The sequence below is a fragment of the Lysinibacillus sp. FSL H8-0500 genome (assembly GCF_038051955.1).
In the GTDB taxonomy this organism is placed as follows: domain Bacteria; phylum Bacillota; class Bacilli; order Bacillales_A; family Planococcaceae; genus Lysinibacillus; species Lysinibacillus macroides.
Genome location: NZ_CP150292.1, coordinates 4,450,640 through 4,471,637 on the forward strand (window position 1 = coordinate 4,450,640; position 20,998 = coordinate 4,471,637).

21 protein-coding genes and 1 pseudogene are annotated in these 20,998 nt (G+C 36.8%); 7 read left to right on the plus strand and 15 right to left on the minus strand.

The annotated features are described in order from the left end of the window. Positions 1 to 96 precede the first annotated feature (96 nt). The 8 genes from MHB44_RS21390 to MHB44_RS21425 form a co-directional block, all read right to left on the minus strand. The gene (locus MHB44_RS21390) at positions 97 to 867 is read right to left on the minus strand and encodes an alpha/beta hydrolase-fold protein (RefSeq protein ID WP_341300801.1); all 771 of its coding nucleotides are present in this window, start codon (positions 865 to 867) and stop codon (positions 97 to 99) included. Further along, the gene (locus MHB44_RS21395; RefSeq protein WP_341303021.1) at positions 864 to 1,646 is read right to left on the minus strand and encodes an ABC transporter ATP-binding protein; all 783 of its coding nucleotides are present in this window, start codon (positions 1,644 to 1,646) and stop codon (positions 864 to 866) included. Before MHB44_RS21395 ends, MHB44_RS21390 begins: the two co-directional genes overlap by 4 nt. Before the next feature lie 29 nt (positions 1,647 to 1,675). Beyond that, positions 1,676 to 2,707 (minus strand): iron ABC transporter permease, encoded by a 1,032-nt coding sequence (locus tag MHB44_RS21400; protein ID WP_341300802.1) that lies wholly within the window; start codon positions 2,705 to 2,707, stop codon positions 1,676 to 1,678. Beyond that, a complete protein-coding gene (locus tag MHB44_RS21405; protein ID WP_341303022.1) occupies positions 2,700 to 3,689 on the minus strand; it encodes an iron ABC transporter permease in 990 nt (329 codons plus the stop codon). The genes MHB44_RS21400 and MHB44_RS21405 overlap by 8 nt, the downstream gene beginning before the upstream one ends. 158 nt (positions 3,690 to 3,847) lie before the next feature. Further along, entirely contained in the window at positions 3,848 to 4,834 is a 987-nt protein-coding gene (locus MHB44_RS21410; protein ID WP_341300803.1) for an ABC transporter substrate-binding protein, read from the minus strand. 209 nt (positions 4,835 to 5,043) lie between these two features. Continuing rightward, positions 5,044 to 5,874 carry an AraC family transcriptional regulator gene (locus MHB44_RS21415; RefSeq protein ID WP_341300804.1) on the minus strand — a complete coding sequence of 277 codons (831 nt, stop codon included), beginning with the start codon at positions 5,872 to 5,874 and terminating at the stop codon, positions 5,044 to 5,046. 100 nt (positions 5,875 to 5,974) lie between these two features. Next, complete coding sequence (locus tag MHB44_RS21420) at positions 5,975 to 6,334, minus strand: DinB family protein (RefSeq protein WP_341300805.1); 360 nt, start codon at positions 6,332 to 6,334, stop codon at positions 5,975 to 5,977. A gap of 164 nt (positions 6,335 to 6,498) precedes the next feature. Then, positions 6,499 to 6,822, minus strand: a complete 324-nt coding sequence (locus MHB44_RS21425; protein WP_341300806.1) for a nucleotidyltransferase family protein — start codon at positions 6,820 to 6,822, stop codon at positions 6,499 to 6,501. A 212-nt stretch (positions 6,823 to 7,034) separates the two neighbouring features. Between MHB44_RS21425 and MHB44_RS21430 the strand changes: the two genes are divergently transcribed. Next, a complete protein-coding gene (locus tag MHB44_RS21430; protein WP_341300807.1) occupies positions 7,035 to 7,829 on the plus strand; it encodes a sulfite exporter TauE/SafE family protein in 795 nt (264 codons plus the stop codon). Here MHB44_RS21430 and MHB44_RS21435 read toward each other — a convergent pair. The 3 genes and pseudogenes from MHB44_RS21435 to MHB44_RS21445 all read right to left on the minus strand — a co-directional run bounded on the left by MHB44_RS21435 (position 7,826) and on the right by MHB44_RS21445 (position 10,090). Next, positions 7,826 to 8,191 (minus strand): annotated as a pseudogene (locus tag MHB44_RS21435) (nuclear transport factor 2 family protein). The gene MHB44_RS21430 and the pseudogene MHB44_RS21435 sit on opposite strands and share 4 nt — an antisense overlap. A gap of 50 nt (positions 8,192 to 8,241) precedes the next feature. Then, the gene (locus MHB44_RS21440) at positions 8,242 to 9,093 is read right to left on the minus strand and encodes a DMT family transporter (RefSeq protein WP_341303023.1); all 852 of its coding nucleotides are present in this window, start codon (positions 9,091 to 9,093) and stop codon (positions 8,242 to 8,244) included. Between the two features lie 46 nt (positions 9,094 to 9,139). Beyond that, a complete protein-coding gene (locus tag MHB44_RS21445; protein ID WP_341300808.1) occupies positions 9,140 to 10,090 on the minus strand; it encodes a proline dehydrogenase family protein in 951 nt (316 codons plus the stop codon). 113 nt (positions 10,091 to 10,203) lie between these two features. On the opposite strand from MHB44_RS21445, the gene MHB44_RS21450 reads away from it, so the two are divergent. Beyond that, positions 10,204 to 11,595 (plus strand): PLP-dependent aminotransferase family protein, encoded by a 1,392-nt coding sequence (locus MHB44_RS21450; RefSeq protein ID WP_341300809.1) that lies wholly within the window; start codon positions 10,204 to 10,206, stop codon positions 11,593 to 11,595. Positions 11,596 to 11,606: 11 nt separating this feature from the next. Next, the gene (locus tag MHB44_RS21455; RefSeq protein ID WP_341300810.1) at positions 11,607 to 12,101 is read left to right on the plus strand and encodes an SRPBCC family protein; all 495 of its coding nucleotides are present in this window, start codon (positions 11,607 to 11,609) and stop codon (positions 12,099 to 12,101) included. Positions 12,102 to 12,194: 93 nt separating this feature from the next. Here MHB44_RS21455 and MHB44_RS21460 read toward each other — a convergent pair whose 3' ends face one another. The 3 genes from MHB44_RS21460 to MHB44_RS21470 form a co-directional block, all read right to left on the minus strand. Next, the gene (locus MHB44_RS21460; RefSeq protein WP_341300811.1) at positions 12,195 to 12,932 is read right to left on the minus strand and encodes a hypothetical protein; all 738 of its coding nucleotides are present in this window, start codon (positions 12,930 to 12,932) and stop codon (positions 12,195 to 12,197) included. 62 nt (positions 12,933 to 12,994) lie between these two features. Next, a complete protein-coding gene (gene abc-f, locus MHB44_RS21465; protein WP_341303024.1) occupies positions 12,995 to 14,641 on the minus strand; it encodes an ABC-F type ribosomal protection protein in 1,647 nt (548 codons plus the stop codon). A 329-nt stretch (positions 14,642 to 14,970) separates the two neighbouring features. Then, positions 14,971 to 15,333: a hypothetical protein gene (locus tag MHB44_RS21470; protein ID WP_341300812.1), complete on the minus strand. Its 363-nt coding sequence runs from the start codon at positions 15,331 to 15,333 to the stop codon at positions 14,971 to 14,973. 246 nt (positions 15,334 to 15,579) lie between these two features. Between MHB44_RS21470 and MHB44_RS21475 the strand changes: the two genes are divergently transcribed. Together MHB44_RS21475 and MHB44_RS21480 are read left to right on the plus strand one after the other, a co-directional pair. After that, positions 15,580 to 15,996 carry a DUF2243 domain-containing protein gene (locus MHB44_RS21475; RefSeq protein ID WP_341303025.1) on the plus strand — a complete coding sequence of 139 codons (417 nt, stop codon included), beginning with the start codon at positions 15,580 to 15,582 and terminating at the stop codon, positions 15,994 to 15,996. A gap of 13 nt (positions 15,997 to 16,009) precedes the next feature. Then, positions 16,010 to 16,804 carry a cytochrome c oxidase assembly protein gene (locus tag MHB44_RS21480; protein ID WP_341300813.1) on the plus strand — a complete coding sequence of 265 codons (795 nt, stop codon included), beginning with the start codon at positions 16,010 to 16,012 and terminating at the stop codon, positions 16,802 to 16,804. On the opposite strand, the gene MHB44_RS21485 is transcribed toward MHB44_RS21480, so the two are convergent. Continuing rightward, a complete protein-coding gene (locus MHB44_RS21485; protein ID WP_341300814.1) occupies positions 16,801 to 17,313 on the minus strand; it encodes a DNA-deoxyinosine glycosylase in 513 nt (170 codons plus the stop codon). The genes MHB44_RS21480 and MHB44_RS21485 overlap by 4 nt on opposite strands. A 278-nt stretch (positions 17,314 to 17,591) precedes the next feature. Between MHB44_RS21485 and MHB44_RS21490 the strand changes: the two genes are divergently transcribed. Then, positions 17,592 to 18,584, plus strand: a complete 993-nt coding sequence (locus tag MHB44_RS21490) for an ABC transporter substrate-binding protein (protein ID WP_341300815.1) — start codon at positions 17,592 to 17,594, stop codon at positions 18,582 to 18,584. A gap of 825 nt (positions 18,585 to 19,409) precedes the next feature. Continuing rightward, positions 19,410 to 20,996 (plus strand): sensor histidine kinase, encoded by a 1,587-nt coding sequence (locus MHB44_RS21495; RefSeq protein WP_341300816.1) that lies wholly within the window; start codon positions 19,410 to 19,412, stop codon positions 20,994 to 20,996. Positions 20,997 to 20,998 lie beyond the last annotated feature (2 nt).

Sequence of the window (20,998 nt, forward strand, 5' to 3'; positions counted from 1 at the left end):
CCACCGCAGAAGCAATATTTATTGTACGGAAAATATTTACTATAAAAATTAGGACTGTCAGACAAGATACTTCCTTTCCAACAGTCCCTTCATATATTATGTTGATTGATGCATAAAACGTATAGCTCTGCTCATGACAGTTGGCACAACAGAGGCATGATTTTCATCTAAAGCCTCATAAAAGGCAACATCCATTATTTTTTCTAATATACTCATCATTTGTCGTGCATCATCCACCATCGTATTTTCAAGCTCTCCTGCACTCATAAACAACGCTTCCCTCATTTCCTGATGCTCATTCAAAAATACGGACGCACAGTGGAATAATTCATGCTCATTCCACCAAATAGAGGGACTAATAGCCAAATAGCGTTGAAAGCTTGATTGATGGTGAAATAATTGCCAAAGCGTAAAATAACCTGCTAGGGAATGGCCAAATAATGCCTGCTGCTTTCTATTTATAGGAAATTGCTCTTCAATAACTGGCTTAAGCTCTTCCTCTAAAAATCGACTAAAGTGAGCGGCTCCCCCAAGCTTGTCATGTCCCTTACCTTTAAATCTTTCGGGGTAAATATACGTTTCGGCCGGAGCTGTAAAATCATAGAAACGTCTTTCACGCATATCTGCACCATGCCCAATGCCAACCACAATTGAGGGTGCAATATTTGTTTTGGGTGCATTGCCGCTTTGTAGGCGCACTGCTTCCTTTACAAGTTCAAAATAAGAGGAGCCATCTAACACATACAGGATCGGAAATCCTTCTTTTGGTACCTCATTGCTTGGCACGTAAATATTAATTGTATACGTATAATCCGTAAATTTGGAGGTCATTTGTTGTGTTGCATAATTCTTTTGTTCTTTGCTCATTTAGTAGTCTCCTTTAAAATATCATAGCTATAACAGACAGGTGTATTCGTCACAGGATCTTCCATAATACGTGCATCAATATTAAATACTCTACGCATCACATCTGCACATAAAATTTCCTGTGGTGTGCCTGTCTGCATAACAATACCCTTACGCATGGCAATGAGATGATCGGAATATCTAGCAGCATGGTTAATATCATGCAAAACCATTACAATTGTACAAGCATGCTGTTCATTTAAGCTTCTCACAATATCCAAAACTTCTAATTGATGTGCCATATCTAAATAAGTAGTTGGTTCATCTAGCAATAAAATATTTGTTTCTTGTGCTAAAGCCATAGCTAACCACACACGCTGACGCTGACCTCCAGAAAGCTGTGCTAGCTCACGATTCCGATATTCTATCGTATTTGTCACGGTTAAAGCCCACTCAATCATTTCCTCATCCTTATTTGTTAAACGATTCACATTGTTACGATGTGGATAACGACCATAGGCAATCAGCTCTTCTACCTTTAATTGACCGGGTGCAACAGGTGTTTGGGATAATATTGCTAGTTTTTTGGCAATATCTTTTGTCGATAAGTTTTGCATGTTCTGCTCCTGTAAATAAACAGTGCCCTGTTGCTTTTTTAAAATACGCCCAATTGTTTTCAAAAGCGTTGACTTGCCACAGCCATTTGGTCCAATAATTGTTGTGACCTTCCCCTCCTCTATTGTTAAATTTAATCCTTCAAAGACCCGAACTTGCTCATAGCCCGATGCTAAATTTTCCATTCTAAATGCACTTTGCACACTATTTCCTCCTATGCCTTAGATTTCACCAGTAAGTATAAGAAATACGGAATTCCGATAATCGAAACAACAATCCCAACAGCCAATTCAGATGGTGCAAATACGGTTTTGCCAATAAAATCAGCCAAAATTAATAAGCCAGCACCTATCAATGCACTTACTGGCATCACATAACGATGTTGAATACCAACAAGCTGCTTTGCAATATGTGGTGCCATTAAACCGATAAAACCAATACTCCCTGATACAGATACACAGGCACTAACAAGACCCACACTAGCTAATAGTAGCTTCATTTTCTCTTTTTCAACCGCAATTCCTAAACTTGTAATGCTATTCTCTTCAAGTTGAAAATAATCAAGTAAATACGATTTTTTATATACATAAATTCCTAAGATCAAGAGCCAAGGTAACATTGTCAGTACAAAAATCCAATTGGCATTATAAATAGAGCCTGCCATCCAAATAGCGGCAGATTCAAAATCCTGCGCACTCATTTTTAAAGATAAGAACAAAGACAATGCGCCAAAGCCACTATTAATCGCAATCCCTGTTAAAATTAAACGCTGCATATCTAAATGACCACTTTTCATAGCAAAGGAAAAAATTAATATAGCCGCAATCGTTCCACCGATAAAGCCGAACAGTGGCATCATTAAAATAGACATCCAGCTACTCATATCTGCACTCACTAGCTTTAATTGAAAGAAAAACATAAAAATAACGACGGCTGCGCCAGCCCCGGCATTAATCCCTAAAATACCTGGGTCTGCTAAACCATTCCGTGTTATTCCTTGTAAAACAACCCCAGCCATCCCTAAACCAATACCAACAAGCGCTGCAATTACAATGCGAGGTAAGCGAAACTCAAAAATGACCAGATCGAATTTTGAATTGGGCTCAATCCGCAGCAATGTTTTGATAACCTCCATCATAGACATATCAAAAACACCATTTGTAAGATGTAGATAGCTTGCACCTAAAATCAATAATAGAAGCAGCAACACCGTTATTATAAATACACTTAAGGCTTTATTACGCACGCTTTTCACCTCCGTGCTTACGAACTAAATATAAGAAGAATGGCACACCGACTAATGCTGTTAAAACACCAATTGGCGTTTCAAATGGATAATTAACATAGCGGCTAAGGACATCACAGAGCGCTAAGAAAAAGGCTCCAATAACAGCAGCACAAGGAATAATATAACGGTAATCTACACCGACAAGAAAACGTGTAATATGTGGTATCACTAAGCCAACAAAGGCGATCTTCCCGACCAGCGCTACAGCTGTACCTGTCAAACATACTACTGCCAGCATACTAATAATTCTGACAGCTCTTGTTTTTTGCCCAAGCCCTGTGGCAATATCCTCACCTAGCGAAGTAATGGTGATCGCTCTTGCAGATAATAACGCTAAAATTAAACCGACTAACCCAAATGGAATAGCCAGTATAAGCATATCCATATCGACCATATGTACCTTTGTGTTATACCAAGCACTTACCGTTTGTGATACTTGGAAATACATTGCGATTGCTGTTGCAATACTGCTTAAAAAAGTGCCAATAACTGTACCAATAATGGCTAGCCTTACTGGTGATAAGCCATTGCGAATTAATGAACCAAAGCCAAAAACAATTCCTGCTCCTAGTGCTGAACCTAGCATCGATAATAAAATCATTTGATAATTCGGTAGACCTGGGAAAAAAACAATTACCAATGTAATGACAAACGCTGAACCATCATTAACACCCATCAAGGAAGGCGATGCTAAATAATTTCTTGTAATGCCCTGCATCACTGCACCCGCTACTGCCAAAAATGCTCCTACCAACAATACTGCGGCTACTCTAGGGATACGACCCGTCCTTATAATTTGATGATCGACATTTAAAGGATCAAATGCAGTTATTGCCTGCCACACTGTGACCACACTAATATCCTTCGTACCATACATAATAGAAACGATTGCCACAAGCGCTATAAGAACAGGAGCCAGCGCCAATATTAAAAAGGACATTATATTTGTATTTTTCAACTTTCACACCTTTTCCTTATTAATTTCATGACATCTAGTGTGCTTAGGTGTTCTTATATCAGTCACATCCAAACCTTCACTGAACAAAAGGCTGGTAATAGCCCGGTGACATCACCAAATCTATTACCAGCCCACTTATACTATTTAAGTAATTTTTCAGCTGCGACATCTAAGAATTTCACCTTAGACCAAGCAGTACCACCTTGTGCTAATGGCTCAATCGTATTGACGAAAACCTGATTATTTTGTGTTGCCTTTAGGCTAGTGAAAATTGGATTTTTTTGTAGATCCTCTAATGCCTTTGGAGAATCCGTATTTTCGGATTCTTCAAATTGTAGGAAAATGACATCTGGGTTTACTTCAGCTAATGTTTCAAGCGACAATTCATCCTGTGCCTTAGCTGTGTTTACAATGTCTGGAATTGAGGCTCCTAAATCCTCATACAAAACAGGATTTAGATAAACACCTGCTGGGTAGATATACATCATACCGCCACGAACACGAATCATTAACACTTGCTTATCTGCTAATTGCTCTTTAGATTTTACTTGTGCATCTGCAACTTTTGCTTCATAGTCAGCAATGATCTTTTTGGCATCCTCTTCTTTACCAGCTAATTGTGCAAGTACTGTTAAATTTTCCTTCCAGTTTGTTGAGATATGTGAGTAGGGAATCATTGTTTGAATTTTGTTCAGCTTTTCAGCCATTTCTTCAGGAAATTTTGAAGTACCTATAATAACATCAGGATCAAGATTAAGAATAGCTTCTACATTTGGCGTCATTTTATCTCCTATAAGTGTAGCACCTTCAAATTCTGATGCTAAATATGCAGGAACTTTACCGCCAACTTCAAGTACACCTACAGGCTTAATACCAAGTATTGCAGCATCTTCCATTGATTCTAAACTTGCAGCGACAATATTGTTCACCTCTGCAGGAAGCTCATATTTTTCACCTAAGTACGTAATTGTCTGTGTTTGGGCTTGCTCTACCTGTGATTTTGTTGTGCTTGTTTCCGCTGCCGTAGTTGTTGTTGCAGGCTCCGACTCCTCTGTCTTATCTGCCCCACATGCAGCTAGTGATAATGCTAAAAGAGCAGGAGCACACATTTTAAAATATTTATGCATAGATATTCTCTCCTAACGAGTCATACTTATATTGATAATGATAATCATTTTCGTATTTATGTCAACATTTAATTGATATTCATTATCATTTACAGATGCTATCTTAACAAAGTGAAAAAAAATTGTGAATGGACGATTTTAAAAATGACATGGATTTTTGCCGATCCTCTTCATAAAAAAACTGCTTCTTTTTTATAAGAAGCAGCTTTTTATATATAGTTTGTTTCCTCCATTTTTACCTTTCGATAGGCTGAAGGTGACAAACCCGTACATTTTTTAAATACTCTACTAAAATAAAAGCAATCTACATATCCAACAGATTCTGAGATTTCATTGATAGGAATCACACCATATTCTAATAAATCTTTAGCGCGTCGTATACGATATTCTGTTATATAGGTGCTGGGATTCATACCTGTATGCTGCTCGAATAAATAGGCAAAACGGCGTCGTTCAATGCCAAACTCATGTGCAATATTCGACACTGAAAGCTGCTCTGCATAATTTTCATGTATATACTGCAATGCCCGCTCCATCAATTCGCTATCACTATTTAGCACCTGCATTTTTGCCGCAATAAGAATATGTTCCAGTAAATTCATAAATAATGTTTTAGACTTAACTATAGCCATATTACCTGGAAATAAATAGCTTTCTATTAATTGTTGAACATCGTTAATAATTTGTGGATTATAGCCTGTATGAATCAAGAAATCCTGCTCTGCTAATGGAAAAAGAATGGCTTCCTCTATAGGTAAATTATAGTGAATTACTGCATACTCCCAAACTTTATGACCCGTCGCTTCCACCTCTATTGACATATGAGGACCCGCGTGGACAATCATTCCTGGCTCTAGTACATAAGGTGTTCCATTAAGGCTAAAGATAGCACTACCTGCAAGTGGCACGACCAATCCACACTTTTCAGGTGCTGTTGTTCTCCCTACATCTATTTCACCTGGCTCCATTCTTTTTATAAAAACATCTGTAAATTTTACAGATGCGTGTGCAAAATAATTAATTATATACTTGATATCCATATGCTAACTCCTATACATGTATAACATTCTGAATCTGTGAAAAATGATATAAATCATGCTTGATGAATCCTACGAAATAATCGACACTGGTCATCACTGACTACCCAATTTTAAATGACTGCTGCCATTGCTGAATGGGCTGCAATAATCGACTCCTTGTAGAAATAAAATCATTCAATGTTTCCTCTATTGCTTGTTCACGGCTTTTCTTAGCTGCCATCGTATTCAAATGTGCTACATCTGGCCCTTTTGGCAGGTGCCCACCTGTAAAAAGAAAAGGAATTTGATGATTTAACACAAAATCATCCCATGAGAGAAGATGTCCAATTACCTCCGCAACTGACCATTTCTCAGGTTCGATGGGCATATACCATTGCTTCCCTGATAATCCTCGCAAATTATCTACCCAATCCAAAGATTTTTTATAGTGTTTGATGACATAGGTTTTATCTCGTTGCAATTGGTCCCCTCTTTCTTTTTTACTGACGATAAATTTTCAATTTTGACCAATTCAAATGCCATTGTTTTTGCTGAATTCTTTGGCAATAAATCGCATAGTTATTCTTATTTTCGAGGTAAAATTAGTGTTGGCTCTACAATGCCTGCTCCTAAAAGATTAATGCCCTACGGTGCTGCAATCTCTAGTAACCCCTTTGATAATTTTACACCAATCGCCGTTGGTATTTCAGGAAGCTCAAAGATGCCATCAACAGCAGATTTATACGGATTACTACCATCTAACACATGCATTTGTTCTTGATTTTTCACAGACCAAGGCTCGTTTGGAGATACCTTTCTAGCCTCCTGCTCATACTGTTTCTCTATTTCTTCTGCTAAATTTTCTTTATCAAAATATATCACATTAATATCAGCAATGGGCATTCTGTCTTCTTTTTCGTAAAGGTAATTCCATACCTTTGAGCGAATGACTCCTGCACATACCGCCAATCTGGTAGTTGCAAGGTTTCTACTGTGGATAAAATATTCATCATCCAGTCATCAGATGCGATTAAGTTCTTCAGCTCTTCCTCCGTTTAAAGCAAGCCCATTTATTCAGTCTCCGATTAATATAAAAAATTTATAAATCACCAAAAATTATATATTAGATTTATATATCAACACCATTTACCCTAAAGCTAATAAAAGAAAGGGAGAAGCTTATGAATAAAATGATCATGCTGTTATTATTTGTACTACTTAGCTTAGTTGGACTTTTCTATACAAACATTTCTTTAACACTCATATGTATCGGAATGGTAGCTGCTTTTATTGGTACACTTGCGGGAGGTGGTGGACTAATTACACTTCCTGCCATGCTGCTTGTCGGTATCCCTATTCAAACAAGTATTGCCACAAACAAATTTTCGACAGGCATTTCGTCTTTATCCAGTATTTTTTATCTACTCTATCAGAAGGAGCTACATCTCACATCTATCATCAAATATATAGCTCTTGCTATTGTTGGAGGGATTTGCGGCTCACTTTTAACTGTTTCGCTGTCTGAGCAAACTATGAACAATATGGCCTGTGCACTACTTCTTTTGGCTTTAGTCGTAACTTTAAAAAATAAGGCGTGGACGGAAGTTCCTGATTCGCTAGAACATCAAGCACCTCATTTTTGGCAACCATTTTTCATCGCTATGTATGATGGTGGTTTCGGCCCTGGCTCTTCGACATTTGGCATTTTACATTATTTACGTTCTCATCACACTTACATAAAGGCTGTACAGCTCACTCGTGTACTCCTCTTTGGGAGCTGTACAGGTGCATTTATTGTGTTTTATCACACTGGCTTTATTCAATGGCATTATGCGATTGCTATGGCACTTGGCTCCATTATAGGCTCCCAATTAGGTCTTATAGTGCTCCCATACATTCCATTAAAAATAGCCAAAACACTACTAACAGTGATTATTATATTGTTGCTTGTTCAAGTTACATTGAAAATAATTTAATGACCACTACTCAAATGCTCATGAATTATCTTCCATTGTTCGTTAACTAATGTAAAAATATTAGTCGCTCTACCGCTACCTGATACAAACTTTTCGTTATGATAGCCTTCATAGTGATATGTATAGAGACAGGTAGCCGTCTTTTCATCAACGATTAATCATTTTACATCAGTAGCTGAATAAACCTCTTCTTTAATGACATTCCATGCATGCTTGAAATAAGTCTCAATCGCCTCTGTAGTTGTGCAAGTTTTATCAGAGAACCAATAAATTGCTTGTGGATGCAAAATAGCCTTTACTTGATTAAAATCATGGGTATTTGTTGCTTGGATATAATGTTCCAATGCTTGTTGATGTGTCATTTACATACCTTTTTTAACATATTATCCTATAATTAACTTTTTATAAATCACTAGTTCTGTATCCCTTTCTGCTTTGACAGTAAATAGATGGCAGCTATAATTAAGAAAAAACCACAGACCTGAAGATTAGTTATTTTTTCATCCAATAGAATAGAAGATAAAATCATACTACTAATTGGCAATAAGCTAGTAAGTAAACCTGCCCAAGATGCTGAAATTACTGCAAGACCCTGTTGCATCAAAAGAAACGCTATGACGGTTACAACAATGCCGAAATACAATACTAAACCCCACTCTGCAGCTGAAATTTCTTCAAATTCAAAATACCTGCTTTCAGCTACAGCAAATGGGAAAAATAATATGACTCCAAAGAAGCTAACCATAGTTGAGACTGTAAGAGCACTTATACGATAAGAAATTAACTTACCAATGATGAGAAATAAAGATTCACAAAATACTGCCCCTAAAATGAATAGATTTCCTAATAATGAAGTTGAAAAATGGTTAGTTGCAGAATGGTTAGCAATGTTCATAAGGATAGCTCCCATTACGGCAAGAAGTATGCTAAGACCCGTATTCCTCGTTAATTTCTCTTTCAAAATAAAATAGGATAGGAATGCAGTGCAGACTGGCAGAGTACCAGTAATAATACCAGCTTCCATAGCAGTCGTTTTTGAAAGACCATGGAGCATTAATAGATTAAATAAAAACACCCCTAATAACGCTTGTAAAAAAATCGCTACTAACTCTTTTCCGTTTAATGTTGGAAATCCCTCTATCTTTATCCACAAAGGAATTAAAACAATTACAGCCACAAGAAATCTTAGTTCATTCGCTAAGAAAATTGGCAAGCTTTGAACAACCAACTTGCCCGCAACAACTGAACTACCAACGATACTCATTGCCACAATAACTTTCCCACTACTCCAGATCCACCTATTCATTTTTCTATACTACTCGTTCCATGGATTCATTAATAATATCGGTCACTGCTAAATATAGGTTTTCAGGGTGTTCTGCAATTCGGTGGCAAAGATATAAGTACCACTCATTTCCATACGTTAAATATACTCTACAACGATAATCTTTCCGTCTTAATTCATTAAGTAATGTAGGACGTACACCATAAAGCATCTCAACTTCAACATTTGAGTTATCAAGATATTGACGTCGCTCTATCTCTCGAATAAGCATTTCATCATGTGTAGCGATTGATATCGGATGATTCGCATTTACTAACTGTTCAACATACGCAAGATAACGCTTATTCAGTTCTTCTGATCTGATCATGGCTATATCGATAGACTCTTGAAAAGCCCCTTTAACAAGTCTTATTTTCCCTGGATATTGCATAAGTTCTTGTAAATCTGTCTTTGTACGATAAAGCTGAACTTGTAATGTAATTCCAACATTTGTATACTCCGTTGCTATTTTTTTGTAAAGAGTAATAATATCACTAGTCTTTGAGGATTCTTCCATACTTATCATCAAAGTTATTCCATACTGCTGAGCTTTTTGTGCAAGCTCTTCAAGATGCTTATAAGCAATCTCGGCATTAATAGAAAGACCTATATGAGATAAATCGAAAGATACTGTTTGCTTCAAAGACAAAATCCCCATTTCCTCAATTACTTGTAAAAGCTCATCCTTTGCCCTTTGACATTCCCATAAATCGGTCGTATTTTCCCCAATAAATTCTATGGAAATATTATAATTATCATCAAGATATTCACGTGCAACGGTGATGGCATCCTCTCTCTTTTCGCCTGTTACATACCTTTTTGCTGCTTTCCATAATAACGGGTAAAGCTCTGTTGATTGCTGCACAGCATATTTCAAGCGCTCATCTTGTGCCGCGGCTTTTAAGGCTTGAATCACTAATTCTTCTGTTTTCTTCATATTTATTCCCCCTCTTCGGTATTGGTAAGTACTTTATCATGATAAAATTGGTAACTGTAGAACCACTTTAAAGTGATTTTAAAGGTACCACTTTCAAATTGGAGGCATGAAACATGTTATGGATACCTATTGATCGAGTATTAGATATTCCTTTAAATCGCCAAGTCTATCAGCAAATACGTGAAAAAATTTTACAGGGGCATCTTCAAGCAGGAGAAAAACTAGCATCAACTCGTAAACTTTCTGACGAACTAAAAGTATCGAGGAACGTTATATTAGAGGCTTACGATCAGTTGTTAGCAGAAGGGTTTTTAATTGCACGAAGAGGCTCAGGTACTTTTGTTGCTGATGGGGCATTTTTAACCCAGCCAGCGAAGTCTTTTATCTTTGATAACATAGACAGACAAATGGCTGAAGAAAACATAATAAATTTTCGCTCAGGTATTCCTGCACTCCATTTGTTTCCTCGTAAAACATGGGTGAAGATCGCTCAACAGCTTTGGCATGATAGTGAATCCACCATTTTAGGCTATGGTGCTCCCGAGGGACGTATAGAATTAAGGCAAACATTAGCACATTACTTATTGAAAACAAGAGGTGTTGAATGTCATCCAGAGCAAATTATCATTACGTCAGGAGCTACACAAGCAATGACACTGATATCGAGGTTACTGTTAACATCAGATGATATAGCTATTATGGAAGACCCTATCACCAATGATATTCAAACCATTTTTAAAGCTTCGGGTGCTACAATTTATCCTATACCAGTAGATGAATTGGGAATAAAGACAAACCTATTACCAGACAATTTATATCCTAAATTTGTCTTTCTCACACCTTCCCATCAATTTCCCTTAGGCGGCACCTTGCCCATTCAACGTAGAATTCAATTAATTCAGTATGCCAGAAGGAAACATTGCTTTTTACTAGAGGATGATTATGATAGTGAGTTTCGCTACGAAGGCCCGCCTGTTAGTTCTTTACAAGGCTTAGATCCAGAACTTGTTCTCTATATTGGGTCTTTTAGCAAAATACTCTCCCCTGCACTGCGAATAGGTTATATTGTGCTTCCAACACAGCTTATTGAGAAATGTCGCCAATTGAAATGGTTTACAGACTTACACACGCCTTCCTTGGATCAGCTTACTCTGGCTCGTTTTATCCAGGACGGCTACATGGAAAGACATATTACCAAAATGAAGAAGTTTTATAAAAGTCAACGTGATCTTCTTATACAATGTTTACAATCAACCTTTTCACATAAAGTAAAAGTATTTGGCTACTCGACGGGTATGCATTTAATTGCAGAATTTGAGCATATCAATTTTACACAAGAGCTCCTACTAAAAATTAAACAATTTGGTGTAAAGGTGTACCCAGTGGAGGATCATACGATCGAGAAAGGGAAGTATAACAACAGATTGATCATTGGCTATGGTCACTTACACAAGAATGAAATAGAGCAAGGTGTGACTAGACTATTTCAAGCAATTAATAACTAGGAGGGTACGTTATGTTCGCTATTATTGAAAAGCAATCCAATCATCATGTGGCAAAATTCAAACGTCCATTACCTCATCCAGTTGACACGGTTTGGGCAGCCGTTACTAAAAATGAAAACCTTCAAAAATGGATGGGCAATTTAGAGATTATAGAACTGGGAAAAAACAGAAAAATTCATTTTAATATGAATGATGGAACAGATGCCTATGAGGAAATAGCCATTACAGATTATGCTGAACAAGAGATCCTAGAATTTGATTGGGCTGCAGATACAGTAAGGTTTGAGCTATCCTCTACAGAAAATGGCTCATTATTACTGTTAGTGGAGACAATGCGAGAGCTAACAGCGCATACACCAAAGGATCTTGCAGGCTGGCACGTATGTCTTGATCTATTAGCCGATTTATTGAACGGCATCGAACATACAGATTTCCCAATGGAGAATTGGCAACAATGCTTCAACGAATACCAAAAACGGATAGATACAGTGGAGAAATTCTCTTAAGTCAGTACCATAAAAGGGTAAGATAGCGGTCCTGTACGCACGTCGCAGATGTTCATAATAAAATCCTAGAGCTTCGTCACTCTAGGATTTTTATTATTGATAAAACGCCGTAGCTATTTCCAATGCTTGTAAAGGATCTTTAATGCTATCAAGTGTGTAAACAAGCTTTTCATCCTGCCAAACAATTAAATTACCTGATTGATAAACATCCAGTTGTGCCATACCATACTGCTTTGGAATAGGGAGCATATGGCTTTCTAAATATTCAACTACCTGCTTTGCAAGCTGTACCCCTGCCTCTGGGTTATCTGTCCGCGTATGCGTAGCAAGTGCCCAGCGTCCCTCGTTCCAGCCTGTCCATAATGATCCGGCTCCTGCATCTTGATAACCTTTTATACTATAGCCAAGGTCTACTTCTTGCCCACCGTTTTGACTAAAATCATTATAAGCTATCTGGGCACTAGCACCTTCTGCACTTTGATATTGCTTGACTAATAACCGTCCAATTACCGTTGCTGAATCTTTTAATCGAAGATCATTAATGGGTAAATCCTCTTTGCTTTCATAAAAAATAATTTCAATCTGATTTTCCTCAGCTCTTGTAGTTGCTGTTAAAAATGCATCCTCTGCAACTGGTAACATTGTGGGCATTTTAATAGGGATAGTCGAATTTAACTCATCCTTTATATGTTGAAGTGCTTCAGTAGATGTTACATTGCTTTCCTTACTAGATTGGGCTACCGATGTATGCTCCTGATCTTTTCCCTTATCAGAACAAGCACCTATGATACTAATACTCAATATGAAAATGATTACTATTGTTCTTGTCATTATGTTAACCTCCACCTTCTTCTTAGCATTTTTCCCTCGTGAAGGTTAACTTAAACGTCAGGCTATTTTAGTGTATTGATTTGCTTTGTTAGTTCATTAAATTTTTGATCAAGCATCGCGTAATCCTTATCCTTTGCTGTCAAAAAGCTTAGTTTACCAAGTATTTCTTGTCGTTCTGTTTCAAGCTTTAAACGTAGAGCTTCTTGATCATCAACTTGCTTTGGTGGAGCATTGTCTCTCCATTTCTTCTCGATTTGTTGATGATGAAGCTCCCATACGCTATTCGTTACTTTCTCTAAAAAATAACGATCATGTGAGACTACAAGCAAGGTTCCATTATATTGAGCAAGTGTATGCTCTAACTGTTCACGTGATGGGAGGTCAAGATGATTAGTTGGCTCATCTAAAATAAGAACATTTTTATCTTCTAAAATATAAGCCATTAGTTTACATTTTATACGCTCTCCCATACTCATATCACCAATAGCAGATGTCCAATGCGTAGCTGTAAATCCTAGATTTTTCATAAGAGTCCGAACCTTACCCTGCTCCTCAAATGTTTCTTTATAGAAATATTGCGCTGGTGTTTGGTCAAGTGGTAAATCAAAGACCTCCTGTGTCAAATAGCCAATCTTTGCAGCAGGAGAAAGCCATATTTCCCCATTAGCTTCTAGCTGACCTAAAATAACCTTTAAAAAGCTTGTTTTTCCACTGCCATTCTTACCTGTAATCGCAACTTTATCACCATATTGAGCTGTAATATTAACATCTTTAAATAGTGTGCGTTCACCAAAGCTCAAGGACAGATGCTTTGTTTCCAATAGGCGCTTGCCAACACGATGATTAGTGCCCAAAGAAAAGTGAACCTCTGCTTCAGGTGCTATGGCTTCAACCTTGGCCTTTGCAAGCTCTGCCTCCAATCGTTTTCTCTTGGATTTTACTTGTGAATCAAGGCGCTTTGCTTTTACACGATGATATTCCTTCAAACCCATTTTAGGACCTTCTTGCTTTGTAGATTCAGCATGACCCTTTTGGGACCAAGCTGTTAGCTCCTGCATTTGAGCCTCAATGCGTGCAATATTTTTCTGTTGCTTATCATAGGCACGCTGCTGTGTTAATCTTCGATGCTCCCGTTCAGCCATATAGCTTGTATAGTTACCACTATGTTCAATTAACGTTTTATCCTCAATCGACCAAATTTTTGTGGCAATCTTATCTAAAAAATAGCGATCATGTGACACAAGAATGATCGTTCCCTTATAGTGCTGTATTTGTTCAATCAAAAAAGTGGTACTGAGTTCATCTAAATGGTTCGTTGGTTCATCTAGCAATAGCAGTTGAGCATTATGTGAAAAACCCTCTGCAAGGCGCATTTTCAACTTTTCCCCACCACTCAATGCTGAAAATGTTATATTTGGAACCTGCCATTTCGCTAGCAAATCCGCTTCCTCTGCTGAAATATCCAGCCTGTCAAAATGAGCTAGCTCCTGCTCAACATACGCGATTTTTACCGCTTGCAGCCCTTGTATTTCTCCTGCTGTTGGCATTAATGCTCCTTGAATCAACTGCAATAATGTAGATTTTCCGGCACCATTTCTACCAATAATGCCAATAATCTCTCCCTGCTTCACCGTACCTGTCACATGCTCAAATAATAATGTATCCTTTATGTCATAACGAACATTCTGTAATTTTAAAAGTTCTTTCATCATATCCATCCTCTCAAGTTGGAGGAATAAAAAAATCCCTCCAAGTGTTTTGGAAGGATTAGTCGCTACAATATCATACGTAATTTCTGTCTCCAATACGAAAAATACTGTGCTTTCTACTTTGTATATCAAAAAGAAAACAGACAGATATTAGGTATTGAAGCTACTATATATAGAAAATGGGCGGACTAATCCTATTTTTGTTGTTCGTGAAATATAAAATTTCATGTGCAAAAAATAAGATTAGTTATCCATTAGCCACCCATCGTCCCTTCATCTTTCGTTACCGTCATTATAACACCATTTTTGGAAAAATCAATGCTAGCACTTTATTGGAAACATTCATAGGAACGAATTTGATTCCTTATAATCGTACGGAAATGCCAGCCATATCTACGACTCCAACGGAACCCCACTATAAACTCTCTACCTATAGCAGTTGGATAAAACCAAAAGCTTCTACCATTATTCATCCAAATATACGTATTTCTAAATAAACAGGCTCTAATCCCACTTGATCCTACTCGCCATGCAGGAATTGGCGGTGAAAAGCCTGGCGGTGTATTCATTGGCATTTGTCCTACTGGCGATGATCCAAAATGTGATGGTCCGAAGGATGTTGTTTCAAAGTCATCATAATCATCCCAGCCAGGTCTGATAAAATTACCCTCTCTAAATGGATTATTATACACACAAACCCTCCTTTTACATTAATCAATATATGTAAAAGGGCGCTTAACCGTTGAGCTATTGCCTAAATACCTATTCGGGGGGGGTTTTTATCCTAGCTTAAAGGTGTTTTGACATTGAATATCCAACCTTACCTCATGGGTAGACTAGAAGAAATTTTATTTGAGGTGATTAGCTTGACCGTATCAAAAGTAGTTGAAGAAAAAAATGATTATTATAAAAACCGCACTCACTACAAGCAACGCAATATGTGGACAGGCATATTATTTGGACTTGGCGTAGTAGCTTTTATCGATGAAGCTCTTTTTCATCAATTATTGCATTGGCATCATTTCTATGATAAATCTACAACAAATATGGGCTTAGTATCAGATGGTTTATTTCATGTATTTAGCTTTTTTGCTACGATTGGCTCAGCCTTTTTACTGGCGGATCTTCATCGGAAGCACGGATTTTGGCTGAAAAGATGGCTTGGTGGGATTTTTCTGGGAGCTGGTGTATTTCAGCTATATGACGGGATTATTCAGCATAAGCTGATGAGGCTACATCAAATTCGCTATAATGTCAATATTCTTCCCTATGATGTCGTTTGGAATATAGTAGCTGCTATTTTAATCGTTATTGGTATTATTTTATTATGCCAAACTAATCAGAAAGGACAATAGGAGGTAGTTACTCATGCATTCTCACGATACTCACACTCAAAATTTCCCAATTATTGTGCAACTCCTATTGGCTGTGCCATTTCTTATTGCCCTTATTGCCTATATTATAGCTGTTATTCTTTCCAATCAGCATAAAAAACAGTGGTCTCATTTTCGTACCATATACTGGATTTCCGGCAATTTATGTGCCATCATCACTGTTATTGGTCCATTAGCCTCGCTGATGCATCATCATTTTGGAGCACATATGATAGGGCATCTACTGTTTGGAATGCTTGCACCACTTCTTATGGCACTAGCAGCACCCATTACACTCCTATTAAGGACTTTACCAGTCAATATGGCACGTGTACTTTCTCTCACAATGAAAAATCGTTATGTTCATTTTATTCGTCATCCAATTATTGCATCAATATTAAATGTAGGTGGCTTATGGCTGCTTTATACAACACCACTCTTTGACCTTATGCATAGCAGCTTATTTTTATATGTATTGATTCATATTCATATTTTTCTAGCTGGCTACGTGTTTACGATTGCCTTTATTTATATTGATCCAACTCCACATCCAGACTCATATATTTTTCGTTCACTTATATTATTAATAGCATTAGCAGCCCATTCTATCTTATCAAAATATATTTATGCGTTTCCCCCTCAACATGTACCCGCTGAACAGGCGGAGCTAGGTGCTATGATTATGTATTACGGTGGTGACGCAATTGAAATCATCCTTGTTTTTCTTCTCTTTCATCAATGGTTTAAAAGCACAAGAAAATCTATCCGACTAAACCGCATTCCTGTTTAGTCAGATAGATAGGATTGGATAATTCGCCAATCCTCTAATTTCTCAGCAAAGGATTTAATGTTTTTTCCAGGTATTGGACTCGTTGATGACATTTTTTTATAGGCTCGCCCCTCTAAAAGCCCTAAGCCAAGATGCTTTTTAAAAACCTCAAATGCTTTTGCTCCATTAAAAAGCACCAATTGAATATTGGGATAATTTTCAAAAAGCGTGTAAAAATCATTTGGCTTTTCGTTACGAATAGCTGCATCTAAGCTTCCTTTCCGCTCACACGTTTCAATAGTATCCCAAAGTCCAATCGCATTGTTTTTTAATAATGTGATTCTCTTGTCATACTCCTCAGGGATAGCTATCTCTAATAGTTCACCCATGATAGGCCAAAAGTGATTGCGTGGATTACCGTAGTATTGCTGTTTTTCCAATGATTGCTTTCCAGGCATGGAGCCAACAATTAATACCTTTGTCGATGCATCTACAACTGGCAATAAGACATTTTTTATTGCTTGTGACATCACCATCACCTCTTCCTCTTTTATTGTAGATAAATACTTTGGTGCTTACCATTTTTAAGCTTTTATTATAATTTTTTAACGTAATGCAGTTAAATATATCCTATCTGTAAAAGAGAGTCCTTTTTCAAGGTTATTTAACATGACTCTAGTTTTCAGACTATTACAAGGCTAAAAAGTAGCATGTGCATTAAAAAGTTTGTTGATAACCTATTAGGCATTTTGCTATAATCCAAATGATAATGAAAATCATTATCATTAATTACAAGGAGGAGTTTATTATGCAGCTACATAAAAAAATCTTAGGACAGGGAATGGCCTTATTTTTAATGGCGATTTTATTAGTAGTAGTTACAGGTTGTAATTCTACTGATAGTAAAAATGAGGGGGCAACTATCCCTAAAGAAGAGCCAGAAGCATCAACAAGCTCTTGGCCACGTTCTATCCAAAATGATGATGGGACAACCGTTGTATTAGAGAAAAAACCTGAAAAAATAGCTGTGTTACATTTTGGGTATTCAGAGTATTTATTAGCTCTTGGTATTACACCAATTGCTACAACTAATAAAGATATTGCGCACACTTTTGCAACGTTGCAACCTTTTCAAAGTGATTTCGATCAGATGAAGGATTTAGGTGAAACTAGTTCTCCTAGCTTGGAAAAATTAGCCGAGCTTAAGCCTGATTTGATTATTGCAGGCTCTTTTCACAGTGATATATTGGAAGGTCTAAGAAAGATTGCTCCTGTGATTATTGATAAACGTGGTAATGATCCAACCATGAGCTGGCAAGATACAATTACATACTATGGTGATATCTTAGGAGAAGAAGCAAAGGCTGAAGAATATATTCAAAAAACAGAGCAAATTATTCAAGATACAAATAAAGCTTTAGCCAAATATAGCGATCAGACATTTGTATTTTTACGCCCAAGCTCTAAGGGGGATTTTGGTATTGTAGGATCTAAAGCGTTTGGTCATTACCATGAAAATGGCTTTGGATTGAAGACACCAGAAGAGTATCCAACAGAATGGGCTAATATCTCTTTAGAGGGATTAGTTAGCTTAAATCCCGATTATATTTTCTTTCAAGATAATAAAGAAGCTGTAGACAAAGCTATTGAGAACGTGAAAAATGATACTGTATGGCAAAATATAAACGCGGTGAAAAATGGAAATATTTATTTTTTAGATATATCCTTAAATACAGGTAGCCCATTAGCTATTGAATTAGCAGCCAAAACCATTACTGAAAGCTTAGAACAAAAAGAATAGTGAAGCTCTTAACTATTAACTAGCTCGTCTATTGTAAACAACTTAGCCTTAAGACTTTTAATATAGTTGAATCTTTTGGTAGTAACTAAAAACATAGCATCCTGAAAATTTCACTGTTCGTGAAGTTTTCAGGATATTTTGTCTCAATCTTTCTAACTAAAATCTACGCATCTACTTGCCATATGTTTGCTATATTATTGTTAAATAATGAGTAGACAATATAAAAGGGATACCGATAGAAATTCTCTCCAGTGCTCGTTTATGCCACTTTTTTAATTCCCTTCTATTTTCTTTATTACCCGCTATGACATAAGATTTTTAAAGGACAGACAATTTACTTAAAAGACAGCAGTCATCCATTGCTGGCTCTTGCATAATTTGGTCTGCTTCAAGTAGCTTTGCCTTAAAGTTGGAACGTTCAGATACCATAGTAGCTTTGCAGCAGTCCGTTCCTTTCTCCCTGTATACGGTAGTGGATGTAAGTACAGCAATTCCTTATGTGTATTAATAACTGTTCTTAGCTTGTGTTCTTTTGTACCGATCAATAAAGAATATGCGAAAACCCTCGATGATTGAAGGCGCATTTTCTATTTGCTCTACTGTCTCTAATAAAGAAAAAACTATCATTAAATGATATGATAAAATCTCACCCTACATAGAAACGGGTAAAGGCTACTATTATGAATTAAAAATATGGCTCAAGAGGGACAGCTATTGGTGTGGCTTAATAGCTCACCATATTGGATAGATTATTATTCATACATGTCTCGCTTAACTAACTACATTATGGGTACTTCCACCATATTTTATTTGCAGAGGTGATATATGAAAAATTGGCTCCAATCTCTTACAGCTAAAATGATTTTTTTAATAAGTGGTCTGATTCTTTTCATATGTGGAATATTTATCTATCTTTTGCAGGAGCATATTCGTGCTACAACAGAAGAGCAGATGGGTATGGAAGCTTTACATATTGCCAAAACGATTGCTTCTATGGAGGAAATCATTGCAGCTTTTGGCGAAGAGAATCCAAGTGACACGATTCAACCAATTGTAGAACCTATTCGAACTGATATTAATGCAGCTTTTATTGTTGTAGGTAATGCTGAGGGAATTCGTTACTCCCATCCCATCACGAATAAAATTGGCAGTACAATGGTTGGGGGTGATAATGATGCTGTATTAATTGATAGACAGGCATATGTATCGAAAACAACAGGATCCTTGGGTGAATCGATTAGAGGGAAAGCTCCGATCATTCAAAATAATCAAGTGATCGGTGTTGTATCTGTCGGTTTTTTAACAGACAATATTAGCATAACCATTGATCGCTATATGCATCATTGGATAAAATATATTATCATCATCTTTTTAGTAGGTATTTTCGGTGCTATCACTATATCTATTTATATTCGAAGATTATTATTTAATATGGAGCCTAATCAAATCGCCAAATTATATCAGCAAAACAAGGTAATATTGGAAACAACTGAAGAAGGAATAATTGCTGTCGATCCATCGCATCAAATTACAACCATTAATAAAAGTGCCTACGAAATACTTGATTCAACGCATCATAAATCATTACCTGAGTGGATGGGTACAAAAATTGAGCATATTTTTACACCCAAAATTGTTGAAGAGGAAGTTATTCATAATTTAGAGCTTCCTCTCGATACGCATATTATTATTTTAAATAAGGCTCCTTTAGTTGATAAAAAAAGGAAAATCGGCTCATTATATACCTTTAGAAAAAAAGTAGATATTCAAAAAATTATTGATGAATTAAAACAAATTAAGCAATACGCAAATGTTCAACGAGCATATACACATGAATTTGCCAATAAGCTGCATATTATTTTGGGCTTACTTGTTCATAAGCATTACAAGGAGGCCATTGAGTTTATTAAAGAAGAGCAAAATATCCAACTCAAAAATCAAGCCTTTTTAAATAGTAATATTACATCACCGCTTTTATTAGCTTTAATACAAGGAAAAATGGCGGAGGCCACTGAACTTGGCATTAAACTGGAGCTTCAAGATATTCCTTCAACAATTCAATTAGCGAAGCAACAAGAAAATGCTCTCTTAACGGCACTTGGCAATGTGCTACAAAATGCGATTGAAGCTTTAAAAAATGTCACACTTCCTGATAAACGCATTCAGCTATCTATTAATGCTTATAAAAATCATTACTTATTTGAAATCCAAGATAATGGACCAGGCATTGACAATGATGTTTACGACCAAATCTTTATAAAGGGTGCTTCTACGAAAGAGGGAATGGATCGTGGACATGGACTTGCTATTAGTAAACAAGCCCTTCAAGAAATCGATGGAGATATTATATTAGATACAGGTGATTTACCTGGAGCATGCTTTCTAATTTTCATTCCGAAAGGAGGGCAATGAGT